The organism is Pararhizobium sp. LjRoot235 (genome assembly GCF_964254145.1).
In the GTDB taxonomy this organism is placed as follows: Bacteria; Pseudomonadota; Alphaproteobacteria; order Rhizobiales; family Rhizobiaceae; genus Pararhizobium.
Genome location: NZ_CAXUSP020000001.1, coordinates 1,388,680 through 1,401,521, shown reverse-complemented (window position 1 = coordinate 1,401,521; position 12,842 = coordinate 1,388,680). Strand labels below are relative to the sequence as shown.

Annotated in this window: 10 protein-coding genes; 3 read left to right on the top strand and 7 right to left on the bottom strand. The window is 61.0% G+C overall.

The features are described 5' to 3' along the window. Positions 1–58: 58 nt before the first annotated feature. The 7 genes from ACSQ2Z_RS06655 to ACSQ2Z_RS06625 all read right to left on the bottom strand — a co-directional run bounded on the left by ACSQ2Z_RS06655 (position 59) and on the right by ACSQ2Z_RS06625 (position 7,715). Positions 59–1,543 carry a mannitol dehydrogenase family protein gene (locus tag ACSQ2Z_RS06655; protein WP_436080464.1) on the bottom strand — a complete coding sequence of 495 codons (1,485 nt, stop codon included), beginning with the start codon at positions 1,541–1,543 and terminating at the stop codon, positions 59–61. Between the two features lie 27 nt (positions 1,544–1,570). After that, positions 1,571–2,344 (bottom strand): L-iditol 2-dehydrogenase, encoded by a 774-nt coding sequence (locus tag ACSQ2Z_RS06650; protein ID WP_436080463.1) that lies wholly within the window; start codon positions 2,342–2,344, stop codon positions 1,571–1,573. Continuing rightward, a complete protein-coding gene (locus tag ACSQ2Z_RS06645; protein WP_436080462.1) occupies positions 2,341–3,342 on the bottom strand; it encodes an ABC transporter ATP-binding protein in 1,002 nt (333 codons plus the stop codon). The genes ACSQ2Z_RS06650 and ACSQ2Z_RS06645 overlap by 4 nt, the downstream gene beginning before the upstream one ends. 50 nt (positions 3,343–3,392) lie before the next feature. Beyond that, positions 3,393–4,217, bottom strand: a complete 825-nt coding sequence (locus tag ACSQ2Z_RS06640) for a carbohydrate ABC transporter permease (RefSeq protein ID WP_436080461.1) — start codon at positions 4,215–4,217, stop codon at positions 3,393–3,395. Positions 4,218–4,230: 13 nt separating this feature from the next. After that, positions 4,231–5,103: a carbohydrate ABC transporter permease gene (locus tag ACSQ2Z_RS06635; protein WP_436080460.1), complete on the bottom strand. Its 873-nt coding sequence runs from the start codon at positions 5,101–5,103 to the stop codon at positions 4,231–4,233. A 192-nt stretch (positions 5,104–5,295) separates the two neighbouring features. Next, entirely contained in the window at positions 5,296–6,606 is a 1,311-nt protein-coding gene (locus ACSQ2Z_RS06630) for an ABC transporter substrate-binding protein (RefSeq protein ID WP_436080459.1), read from the bottom strand. Positions 6,607–6,761: 155 nt separating this feature from the next. After that, complete coding sequence (locus tag ACSQ2Z_RS06625; RefSeq protein ID WP_436080458.1) at positions 6,762–7,715, bottom strand: sugar-binding transcriptional regulator; 954 nt, start codon at positions 7,713–7,715, stop codon at positions 6,762–6,764. A gap of 205 nt (positions 7,716–7,920) precedes the next feature. Here ACSQ2Z_RS06625 and ACSQ2Z_RS06620 point away from each other — a divergent pair, with 205 nt between their 5' ends. The 3 genes from ACSQ2Z_RS06620 (at position 7,921) to ACSQ2Z_RS06610 (ending at position 12,825) form a co-directional block, all read left to right on the top strand. Then, on the top strand, positions 7,921–9,282 hold the full coding sequence (locus tag ACSQ2Z_RS06620) for an NAD(P)-dependent oxidoreductase (RefSeq protein ID WP_436080457.1): 1,362 nt from the start codon (positions 7,921–7,923) through the stop codon (positions 9,280–9,282). A 15-nt stretch (positions 9,283–9,297) separates the two neighbouring features. Then, positions 9,298–10,611 carry an NAD-dependent dihydropyrimidine dehydrogenase subunit PreA gene (gene preA, locus ACSQ2Z_RS06615; protein WP_436080456.1) on the top strand — a complete coding sequence of 438 codons (1,314 nt, stop codon included), beginning with the start codon at positions 9,298–9,300 and terminating at the stop codon, positions 10,609–10,611. A 543-nt stretch (positions 10,612–11,154) separates the two neighbouring features. Further along, entirely contained in the window at positions 11,155–12,825 is a 1,671-nt protein-coding gene (locus tag ACSQ2Z_RS06610; protein ID WP_436080455.1) for an adenylate/guanylate cyclase domain-containing protein, read from the top strand. Positions 12,826–12,842: the final 17 nt, after the last annotated feature.

Genomic DNA, 12,842 nt, shown 5'->3' with positions numbered 1-12,842 from the left:
GCCAAGGCGGCGGCGCAGTGCGGCCGCGACGTTACGCGAGGCCTCGAGGGTCATGACGTCATACTCCAAGTTTTTCGTCGAGATAAAGCTGAAGCGTCGCCCGCGTGCCCTTGTCCCAAAGTGTCCGCAGCGCATGTATAAACCGCTTCTGGAACAGCGGTGATTGCGCAACCTCGCCGAAGATATCTGAAAGCGCAAGAAAGGCCTGTGGATCGTCCTTGGCTTTTATGGCAGCGGCATGAAGCCGGTCGGCACTCGCATCGTTGAAGGTGATTGCCTTACCGCTGTCGGAGGTTCCGGCGAAGTAACGGCACCAGAGCGCCGACACGAGCGACAGGCCAACAACATCCTCGCCGCGCCGAAGCCGATCGGCCGTCGTCGGCAGGATGAATTTCGGCTGACGATTGGAGCCGTCCTGAGCCAGACGTGGAATGGTGTCGCCGATCTTCGGGTTGAACAGCCGCGTCTCCACCTGTTTGAAATAGGCATTGAGGTCGGTCTTCGGCACCGGCGGAATGACCGGAATGATCTCGTCGTGCTCCAGCTTCGCCAGGAAGGCGCGGACCGTCTCGTCCTCCATCGCTTCATGGACGAAATGGATATCGAGAAGCGCCGCCGGATAGGCAATCGCCGCATGGCCGCCATTGAGGATGCGGATCTTCATATGCTCGTAAGGTGCAACATCCGGCACGAACTGGACGCCTACGGTTTCGAGCGCCGGGCGGCCCGCGGGAAAATGATCCTCCAGGACCCATTGCTTGAAGTCTTCACAGAACACCGGCCAGTTGTCCTCAATACCGTAATCGTCGGCGACGATGCCGACCTCCCGCGGTCCAGTCGCCGGCGTGATGCGGTCGACCATGGCATTCGGGAAGGCGACATTGGCGTCGATCCAGTCGGCGAACGTCGGATCGGACAGGCGGGCGAGACCCGAAACAGCCGCGTGCGTGACTTCGCCATTGCCCGGAATATTGTCGCAGGACATCACGGTGAACGGAACGATGCCCTTTTCCTTGCGTGCTTTCAGGCCGGCGATGATCAGGCCGAACACCGTTTTCGGATCGTTGGGAGTCCGGCCATCCGCAACGATGGCCGGATGTTTCGGATTGAACATGCCGGAAGCCGGGTCGATGAAATAGCCACCCTCGGTGATCGTCAGCGAGACGATCCGGATCGCGGGATCGGCGAGCTTCGTGATCGTCGCTGCAGCATTGCCGGGGGCCAGATAGTCGATCATCGGCGCCGTGACACGGGCGGCACTCTTGTCGTTATCCTGTGAGACGACGGTGGTCAGGAAATCCTGTTCGGCAAGCTTTGCCCGCATTGCTTCGTCGGATGGCAAAACCCCTGCCCCCACGATCGCCCAGTCGAGATCCTTTCCGGTATTGAAGAGATCATCGAGGTAGATCGCCTGATGGGCGCGGTGGAAGTTGCCGACGCCGAAATGGACGATGCCCGCCTTCAGCTCTGAACGGTCATAGGCAGGAACAGCGGCTGTCTCCTTGATGGCGTCGAGATTGGCGAGCGAAAGTTTGGTCGTCATGTCTTCATTCCTTTCGACGAGCCCTGATCAGCTCATCCAGTTGCCACCATCGACATTGTAGGTTTGCGAAACGACGTAGTTGCTTTCGGCAGACGCGAGGAAGATCGCCATGCCCGTCAGGTCTTCGGCGGTGCCCATGCGTCCGAATGGAACTTCGGCACCGACCAATCTCTTCTTTTCACCGAGCGGCCGGTTCTCGTATTTGGCAAACAATGCATCGACGCCCTCCCAGTGCTCGCCATCGACGACGCCGGGCGCGATCGCATTGACGTTGATACCATGCTTGATCAGGGCCAGGCCCGCCGACTGGGTGAGACTGATCACCGCCGCCTTGGTGGCGCAATAGACGGCGACAAGCGCCTCCCCACGGCGCCCAGCCTGGCTTGCCATGTTGATGATCTTGCCGCCGCGCCCCTGCGCGATCATCTGCCGCGCGGCGGCCTGCATCGTGAAGAGCGTTCCGGCGACATTGATCGAAAACAGCCTGTCGTAGCTTTCGCGGGTGATCTCGACGATCGGGGCGAGATCGAACAAAGCGGCATTATTGACGAGGATATCGAGGCCACCGGCCTTCGCCACAACTGCGGCAATTGCCGCGTCGATCGAAGCCTGGCTTGTCACATCCATTTCCACCGCGTAGGCCGAAGGGCCAAGTTCATCCGCGGTCTTCGTCGCACGATCCAAATTGATGTCGGCGATGGCGACGATCGCACCCTCGCGGATGTAAGCCTCCGCGAAAGCGCGGCCGATACCACGCGCCGACCCGGTGATCAGCGCGCTCTTTCCCTGTAAACGTGTCATCGAATTGCCAGTCCCTTGTCATTGAAACGGTGAACGCGGCCCTCGTCCGGGGTCAGGAAGACGTGGTCGCCATGGTTGACGCCGAAATCACCGCCGACGCGGGCCGTTACCAGGCCGATACCCTCGACATGGATATGCAGGAAGGTATCCGAGCCGAGATGTTCGGCGACGCCGACCACACCGCGCCATGTGCCGGACTGTGTCGAGAGCTGCAGGTGTTCCGGGCGGACGCCGATGGTATGGGCGTTGTACGGCCTTGAGAATTCGCCGGTCGCAAAGTTCATGCGCGGCGAGCCTATGAAACCGGCGACGAAAAGATTGTCCGGCCGATGGTAGAGGTCGAGCGGCGACCCGACCTGCTCGATATTGCCGGCATTGAGAACCACGATCTTGTCGGCCATCGTCATGGCCTCGACCTGGTCGTGGGTGACGTAGATCATCGTCGTCTGCAGCTGATGATGCAGTTCGCTGATCTCAAGCCGCATCGTTCCGCGCAGGGCAGCATCGAGATTGGACAACGGCTCGTCGAACAGGAAGGCCGACGGTTCGCGCACGATGGCGCGGCCGATCGCGACACGCTGACGCTGGCCGCCGGAAAGCTGCCCCGGACGGCGGTCGAGATAGTTCGTCAGGTTGAGGATGCGCGCAGCCTCCGTCACCTTCTTGTCGATCGCGGCCTTCTCGAGCTTGGCCATCTTCAACGGAAACGCGATGTTGTTGCGCACCGACATATGCGGATAGAGCGCATAGGACTGGAAGACCATGGCCAAGCCGCGCTTGGCCGGCGCCTCGCCGGTCAGATCGCGGCCATCGATCTCGATCGTGCCGGAGGTCGTGTCTTCGAGACCGGCGATCAGGCGCAGCAGCGTCGACTTTCCGCAACCCGAGGGACCGACGAAGACGACGAATTCGCCATCCTCGATAGTGAGGTCAATGCCCGGAATGACCTGCGTCGCGCCGAAGGATTTGTTGACCTTCCTGAGTGTGATATTGCCCATGCGTCTCTCCCCAGTCTTTCTGCCGTGACGAGTCTTTTCGTCGTTCGTCGTTATTTCACCGCGCCGAAGGTCAGGCCGCGGACGAGTTGCTTCTGGCTGAACCAGCCCATGATCAGGATCGGGGCAATCGCCAGCGTCGAGGCAGCCGACAACTTTGCCCAGAACAGCCCTTGCGGGCTGGAGAAAGAGGCGATGAAGGCGGTGAGCGGTGCGGCGTTGGTTGCAGTCAGACGGATCGTCCAGAACGCTTCGTTCCAGGCGAGGATGATGTTGAGCAGCATCGTCGATGCGATACCGGGCACCGCCATCGGCGTCAGCACATAGATGATCTCGCCCCAGAGCGAAGCGCCGTCCATGCGCGCGGCCTCCAGGATCTCACCCGGAATTTCGCGGAAGTAGGTGTAGAGCATCCAGATCACGATCGGCAGGTTGATCATCGTCAGCATGACGGTCAGGCCGATGCGGCTGTCGAGCAGGCCGAAATCACGGAAGATCAAGTAGATCGGCACGAGAACGGCGACGGCCGGCATCATCTTCGTGGAAAGCATCCACATCAGCACGTCCTTGGTCCTTTTGGTCGGCGAAAACGCCATCGACCATGCGGCCGGCACAGAGATCACCAACGCAATCAGGGTCGAGCCGACCGACAGGATCACCGAGTTCATGAACGGCTTGAAGTAATCCTTCTGCGTCTGCACGTCGATATAGCTTTCGACCGTGCCCGACGGGATCAGGCTGAAGCCCCGGATCGCCTCGGTTTCCGACTTGAACGAGGTGATGATCGTATAGAGGATCGGGAAGAAGATGATCAGCGCGACGATCCATGCGGCGATGGTGAAAGCGACGGTTCTTCTTGTCGAGACTGCGCGGGCCATGGTCCTGCCTCCCTTATCTGTCGAGGTTCTTGCCAACGGCGCGCATCAGGAAGAAGGCGACGATATTGGCGAGGATGACTGCAATGATGCCGCCGGCCGAGGCACCGCCGACATCGTAGCCGAGCAGAGCGGTGCGGTAGATCAGGAACGGCAGGTTCGTGGACGCGTAACCCGGTCCGCCATTGGTGGTGACGAGGATTTCCGCGTAGATGCCGAGCAGGAAGATCGTCTGGATCAGGATGACGACGGTGATCGACCGGGCCAGATGCGGGATGGTCAGGTAGATGAAGCGGTTGAAGAAGTTGGCGCCGTCCATTTCCGCGGCCTCCTTCTGCTCGACGTCAAGCGATTGCAAGGCGGTTAGAAGGATGAGCGTCGCAAACGGCAGCCACTGCCAGGCGACGATGATGATGATCGAAAGCAGCGGGTACTGCGCGAACCAGTCGACCGGCTGCAGGCCGACCGCACGGCTCATATCGGCGAGCACGCCGTAGCCCGGATGCATGATCATGTTCTTCCAGACGAGGGCGGCCACCGGCGGCATCACGAAGAACGGCGAGATGATCATGATGCGTACGATCCCCTGACCCAGCATAGGCTGGTCGAGCAGGAGCGCGATCGCAACTCCGCCGATGACGGTGATCAGCAGCACGCCGACGACGATGACCAGCGTGTTCCAGATCGACTGGAAAAAGGCGGGATCGGTGTAGAAATATTGGTAGTTGAACAGCCCGGCGAAGCTGACATTGGCTGGATTGAGCAGATTGTAGTTCTGGAACGAGAACCACAGCGTCATCGCCAGCGGCACGATCATCCAGATCAGAAGCAGCCCGACCGATGGGGCCATCATGAAGCGCGCAAGCGCCCGCGTGTTCTGTGTCGCCATAGAAACAACCCTCCCGCTCGTTCCGGTACAGGCGCCCCCCGCCGGGAGGGCAGCAATCCGGCCTGCTTGGTATTCTTCTCGAAAAATCCTGACGTCAGCCGCAACGGCGATGGAGATACAGCAACGAATGACGTCAGGTTCCAGTTGACGACCCGGACGCGAATCCGGGTCGCCCGTCCTTGGGAAGGAACGCTATTTGATGTAACCGCCGCGTGTCATTTCGCGGGTGGCTACCTGCTGTGCCTGCGCGAGCGCATCATCCACAGTCATCTGACCGGCCAAGGCCGCCGAGAAGAGCTGTCCGACCGTCGTGCCGAGCCCCTGGAATTCCGGGATCGCGACGAACTGGACACCGACGTAAGGGACCGGCTTCACGGTCGGCTTGGTCGGGTCAGCCGCATTGATCGAATCCAGCGTCATTTTGGCGAACGGAGCCGCCTTCTGGTACTCCGGGTTGGCGTAGAGCGAGGAGCGCGTGCCCGGAGGAACGTTTGCCCAGCCTTCCTTCTCGGCAACCAGATCGAGATAGTGCTTGCTGGTTGCCCAGGACACGAACTTCTGGGCCGCTTCCGCCTTCTGTGTGCCGGCAGGAATGCCGAGCGACCACGCCCACAGCCAGTTGCCCCGCTTGCCGAGGCCGGTGTCGGGCGCCAGGGCAAAGCCGACCTTGTCGGCGACGGTCGAATCCGTTGGGTTGGTCACGAAGGAGGCTGCGACGGTCGCATCGATCCACATGCCGCACTTGCCCTGCTGGAAAAGCGCCAGGTTCTCGTTGAAGCCGTTGGAGGATGCACCCTGTGGGCCAGCATCGTTCATCAACTTCACGTAGAAATCGAGCGTGTTCTTCCACTCCGGCTGATCGAACTGGGGCTTCCAGTTCTCGTCGAACCAGCGGGCGCCGAAGGCATTGGACGTGGCGGTCAGGAACGCCATGTTTTCGCCCCAACCGGCCTTGCCACGCAAGCAGATGCCATTGATGCCGGCCGCGCGGTCGGTCATCTTGCGGGCAGCATCGGCCACGAATTCCCAGGTCGGCGCATCGGGCATGGTGAGCCCTGCCTTCTCCATCAGGTCCTTGCGGTACATGATGAACGAGCTTTCGCCGTAGAACGGAGCCGCATAGAGTTTGCCGTCCACAGTAAGACCAGAGCGGATGGCCGGCAGCAGATCGTCGACGTCGTAATCGGCGCCGAGGTTGTCGAGCGGCAGGAGCCAGCCCTGCTTTGCCCAGATCGGCACTTCATAGGTGCCGATCGTCAATACGTCGTACTGTCCGCCCTTGGTCGCGATATCCGTGGTGACGCGTTCGCGCAGCACGTTTTCCTCGAGGGTGACCCACTCGAGCTGGATGTCGGGGTTTTTCTTGGTGAAGTCGTCCGTCAGCCCTTGCATGCGGACCATGTCGCCATTGTTCACCGTGGCAATGGTGAGGCTTTCCGCCTGGGCGAAACCCGCGATGACGACTGCCGAGCACGTGCCCAGCAAAAATGTTTTCAGGTTCATATATCTTCCCTCCCAGAAGAGTTGTGAGCATTTGCCTTGCTCGTGGGCAATTACTCACACGTTTACAAAAAATGTCAATTGGCATTCGTTGCTGCACTGCAGAAACGAAGAGGCAAACCATTGATATTTTTAATTGATTATTTATGGGCGCCAGCTCACTGAGTGAGCAAAAACTCAGCCATTGCCTCGTCCGTGATGAGGCCGTTGATCACCCGCCCTTTGAGGGCAGCGCTCAGCGCCAGATGTTTTCGCTGACCTTTGGCGATACCGATAACGGTCGCCGAATCGCGTGGTGGCAAAGGCACGCTGGCAACGCGCTTGTTGATGCCGCCGGACATCATCTGGCCGTTGCGGTCGAACATCCAGCCGCAGATTTCTCCGGCGGCTCCCTCGTCCATCAGTCGCATCATTTCGTCACGGGCAAGAAAACCGTCTTCGCACAAAGGCGCCCGCTCGCCCAACTCGCCGACGCCGACGAAAGCGACATCCGCCTCCGCGCCCAATTTCAACGCCGATTTGACGAGTGCCTGACTGTGAAGCACCGCCCGCTCCTCTGGCGAGGAGACAAGAACCGGCAGCGGCATCGGAAAATGCCGCGCCTTGACGGCATCGGCCATCGAGAAGATGACGTTGTAATAGGCAGCCGAACCATCGGGACCGATATTGCCGGTCAAGGAGACAATGCGGTGCTGCGGACATTCCATCGCCGGCAATTGGTCGATCGCCGCCTTCAGCGTGCGCCCCGTACCGATCGCAAGGATGATCGGATCGGTGGATTTCAGCCAGCGCTCTATTTCGGCGGCACCTGCCTCGGCAATGCCGACCGTCGTGGAGGACGATCCGGGATCGCTCGGCACGATATCCACATGCCGCAGATCATATTTTTCCTTGAGCCGCTGCCCAAGTTCGAGACAGGCGGCGATCGGATGATCGAGGCGAACCTTGATCAGGCGCTCGGCCATGGCAAGCGAAACCAGCCGCTGCGCCGACTGCCGCGATATCCCCATCGCAGACGCGATTTCATCTTGCGTGCGCCCGGCGACATAATAAAGCCAGCCGGCGCGCGCGGCGTCGTCGAGCCTGTTGCTTGCTTCCGGTCTGCGCGCCATAGTCCTATACTCCGTTGAAAAGGTGCTGACATCTTTTCCTGCCTTCTGTCAAACACCGACCGCTGGCATGTGATCGCAAGCACGCTGAAAGCCTTGCGCCACCGCGATTCCAGCGGTTTCATTTTTTGAATTTTTACCGTTTGATAAAAAAATAAAGCGTGTTACCGTTTCATCATCCTAAGGCATGACATTTGGGAGCCATAAAATGGGAACGACTGAAACTGGAATAGTGGGCGGACGCCTGTCGCTCGCCGAATATGACAGGAATTTTTCCGACCTGCATCCGCCGCTGGACGAGCATGAAGCGCTGGTCGCCTCCGACCGCTGCTATTTCTGCTACGACGCGCCCTGCATGACGGCCTGTCCCACCTCCATCGATATCCCGCTGTTCATCCGGCAGATATCGACTGGAAACCCGATCGGGTCGGCCAACACCATCTTCGACCAGAACATTCTCGGCGGCATGTGCGCCCGCGTCTGTCCCACCGAGACGCTCTGCGAGCAGGCCTGCGTCCGCAACACCGCCGAACACCGGCCGGTGGAGATCGGCCGACTGCAGCGCTATGCCACCGATATCGCCATGCGCGACAACGTGCAGTTCTACGCGCGCGCCGAGCCGACAGGCAAATCGATCGCCATCATCGGCGCCGGTCCGGCGGGCCTCGCCTGCGCCCATCGGCTTGCCGTCAAGGGCCACAACGTCGTCATCTACGACGCCCGCGAAAAAGCCGGCGGCCTCAACGAATACGGCATTGCCACCTACAAGACGGTCGACAGCTTTGCCCAGAAGGAAGTCGACTATGTCCTGTCCATCGGCGGCATCGACGTGCGCAACCGCCAGATGCTGGGCCGTGACTTCTCGCTGAGCGACCTGCTGTCGGAACATGACGCCGTTTTCCTCGGCCTCGGCCTTGCCGGCGTCAACGCGTTGCGTACCGAGGGCGAAACGGCCGCGGGCGTCGAAGATGCGGTCGATTTCATCGCGGCTCTCCGGCAATCCGAAACCAAGTCGGATATCGCAGTCGGCCGCAGGGTCGTCGTGCTCGGCGGTGGCATGACCGCAATCGATGCGGCCGTGCAGGCAAAGCTGCTCGGTGCAGAGGAAGTGACGGTCTGCTATCGCCGCGGCAAGGAGCATATGAATGCCTCGGAATTCGAGCAGGATCTCGCGGCCTCCAAGGGTGTCACCATCCGCCACTGGCTGCAGCCGAAGCGCATTCTCACCCGCGAAGGCAAGGTGGCTGGCATCGAGCTCGACTACACGGCTCTGGAGAACGGACGTCTCGTCACCACCGGTGAAACCGGCGCGATCACTGCCGACCACGTGCTGAAGGCGATCGGCCAGACCTTCGAGGCCGACGGTCTCGGCGCCATCGCGCTGCAATCCGGCCGCATCGTCGTCGACGACGAGGGCCGCACGTCGCTCGAGCGCGTCTGGGCCGGCGGTGACTGCGTTCTCGGCGGCGAGGACCTGACGGTCTCCGCCGTGGCCATGGGTCGCGATGCGGCCGAATCGATCAACCGCGTGCTTGCCGCTGCATCGCAGCCGGCCGTCGCCGTCGCTTGAAGGGGAGAATGAACAATGGCTGATCTCCGCAATAACTTCGTCGGCATCAAATCCCCGAACCCGTTCTGGCTGGCCTCGGCGCCGCCGACCGACAAGGCCTATAACGTCGAGCGCGCCTTCAAGGCCGGCTGGGGCGGCGTGGTCTGGAAGACGCTCGGCGAGGAAGGCCCGCCGGTCGTCAATGTCAACGGCCCGCGTTACGGCGCCATCTGGGGCGCCGACCGCCGGCTTCTCGGCCTCAACAACATCGAGCTCATCACTGATCGCGACCTCTATACGAACCTGCGCGAAATGAAGCAGGTGAAGATGAACTGGCCGGACCGGGCGCTGATCGCCTCGATCATGGTGCCTTGCGAAGAAAATGCCTGGAAGGCAATCCTGCCGCTGGTCGAAGAAACCGGCGCCGACGGCATCGAGCTCAACTTCGGCTGTCCGCACGGCATGTCGGAGCGCGGCATGGGGGCTGCGGTCGGACAGGTGCCGGAATATATCGAGATGGTCGCGCGCTGGTGCAAGCAGTATACGCGCATGCCCGTCATCACCAAGCTGACGCCGAACATTACCGATATCCGCAAGCCCGCTCGCGCCGCCAAGGCCGGCGGCACCGACGCCGTCTCGCTGATCAACACGATCAACTCGATCACTTCGGTCAATCTCGACACGTTCTCGCCGGAACCGTCGATCGACGGCAAGGGTAGCCACGGCGGCTATTGCGGTCCGGCGGTGAAGCCCATCGCCCTCAACATGGTGGCCGAGATCGCCCGCGACCCGGAAACCTACGGCCTGCCGATCTCCGGCATCGGCGGCATCACGACGTGGCGGGACGCTGCCGAGTTCCTGGTTCTCGGCGCCGGCAACGTCCAGGTCTGCACCGCGGCCATGACCTACGGCTTCAAGATCGTCCAGGAAATGATCACCGGTCTTTCCAACTGGATGGATGCCAAGGGCCATCGCAGCCTTGATGACATCTGCGGCCGCGCAGTCCCGAACGTTTCGGACTGGCAGTACCTCAACCTCAACTATGTCGCCAAGGCCCGCATCGACCAAGATGCCTGCATCAAGTGCGGCCGCTGCCACATCGCCTGTGAGGATACCTCGCATCAGGCGATCACCCAGTATGTCGATGGCGTCAGGCATTTCGAGGTGATGGAAGATGAATGCGTCGGCTGCAATCTCTGCGTCAACGTCTGCCCCGTACAGGACTGCATCACCATGGTCGGCCTCGAGCCGGGGACGCTCGATGAGCGCACCGGCAAGGTGGTCGATGCGAACTATGCAAACTGGACGACCCACCCGAACAATCCGATGGCCCGGCAGGCCGCGGAATAAGGGTTTTGCATGCGGATCGGCCGCTTCGACATCGAGGCGGCCGATTGCCGTTGATTGACACCGCAAACCTGTTAGGAAGCGCCCGCCACAAACTGTCGTAGCGCGATAGGACAGGAGGCGATCATGTCACGCAAGCCCTTCCCCGACGTGAGCTTTTGAGGTCACGTCCGAGCGACACAAGTCGGAAACCAAGGTCAAGACCGGCAACCGGTTCGTTCACGGCAACGTCGAACTGATCGAGAAACTCGGCCGCAAAGATCCCTGGCAGATCAGGAGGCGGTTTCAAGAACTGCTGTCTGGCCTCCGGCCCGTTATGATGGCATCGAGCGGGATCATTATTTTTAGAGAGCGAAACTGAAGGACGAGCACGGGCGCCCGGCCTATTTCCTGGCGACTGCGGTCCGTTGGACGAGGTCGCGATAACGGATTGGACATGAAATTGCGACGATGCGTCCACAAAACGTGCGTTGCCCAGTACCGCGAACTCGTCGATAAGAGGCCATGACAACATGCGGCGTTTCGCCGCCAACTCCGGATTTTTGCTTGAAGGTCACCTCGTCTAGAACGCGCAAAAGGCTGCATCTGCTGACCGGTGCCTGCCTGGGATTGTTCTTGCTCACCCATTTTTCCAATCACGCGCTTGGCCTTGTCTCGGTCGAGGCGATGGAGAGAATGCGCCTTGTTTTCAATCTTTTATGGCGCAGCTGGCCCGGCACGATGCTGTTGTACGGCTCGTTACTCGTGCATTTCCTGCTGGCGCTGGAAAGCCTCTACCGCCGGCAGACGCTGCGCATGCCGGTTCGGGAAGCGCTGAAGATCATCTTCGGCCTTTCGTTCCCCTTCCTCATCGTTGGCCATGTGGTCGCTACCCGTGTCGAATGGATGCTGACGGGTTATGGCAACGGCTACTACGAGATGTTGCCAATCCTCTGGTCGAACACCCCGACCGCGATACGGCAATCGCTTGCGCTCATTCTCGCCTGGTCGCATGGCTGCCTCGGTGCCTGGTTCTGGATGCGCGGCCGCAACTGGTATCCGCGTTACTTCCTGTTTTTCTATTCCTGCGCAGTCCTCGTCCCACTGCTCTCCCTGCTCGGCTTCGCCGTTGCCGCGCGGTCGCTGGAGGGCGGGTTGCCGTCCGGGGCATGGTTCATGGCGAACCGCACCCCGCCCGAAATCATCGCACAAATCCGGCTTTCCATCGTTGCTGGCCTGTTGGCGATGATTGGCGGAACGTTGATCCTGCGTGCAATCCCGGTGCGGGGAAAGGTCCGGATCACCTACCCCGACCGCGCCATCTCCGTCGCGAAAGGCTTCAGCGTGCTCGAGGCGAGCCGTGCCGCGGGCATACCGCATATCTCGATCTGCGGAGGGCGTGGGCGCTGCTCGACCTGTCGCGTGCGGGTGACGGAGGGATTGGATCGGCTGCCACCGCCCAACGAGGCAGAAAGGGCAACACTCCTGCGTATCCGCGCGCCCGGCGATGTTCGCCTCGCCTGCCAGCTGCGGCCGAACCACAGCCTGTCGATCGCGCCCGTTCTCGGTGGCGACAATATCGGTCTGAAGGCCCAGCCGAGCGAGCAGCAGGCAGCCGGGCGCGAACGCCGCATCGCGGTCCTCTTCTGCGACCTGCGCGACTTCACCCTGCTTGCCCAGAAGCAATTGCCATTCGATACGGTCTTCCTGCTCAACCGGTATTTCGAGACCATCGGTGAGGCCGTCGAAGGCTCCGGCGGCGTGATCGACAAATTCATCGGTGACGGCGCGCTGGCGATATTCGGGCTGAGCAATACGATCGAGGAGGCCTGCGCCCAGGCACTGGACGCAACCGTGCGCATTGCCAAGGGTGTCGATCTGCTCAACCGGAATTTCATGAGCGAACTGGAAAAACCGCTGCGGATTGCGATGGGCATGCACGCCGGTTCGGCAATCATCGGCCAGATCGGCTATGGCAAGGCGTCCTCGCTGACCGCCGTCGGCGACACCATCAACGCCGCGAGCCGGCTGGAAGGCTTTGCCAAGGAATATGACGCGCAGCTGGCCGTTTCCGCCGACGTCGTGCGCTACGCCGGGCTCGTGGTCAACGACAGGGAAAGCTACGACATCTCCATTCGTGGCCGTGCGGGTATGCTCGAAACACTGATCATCCAGAACATGGCGGAGATCGAAGTAATGATGGCTTCGGGGAACCACCTGAAGGAGACGCCGGCCTGACCAAACCCACTGCCATG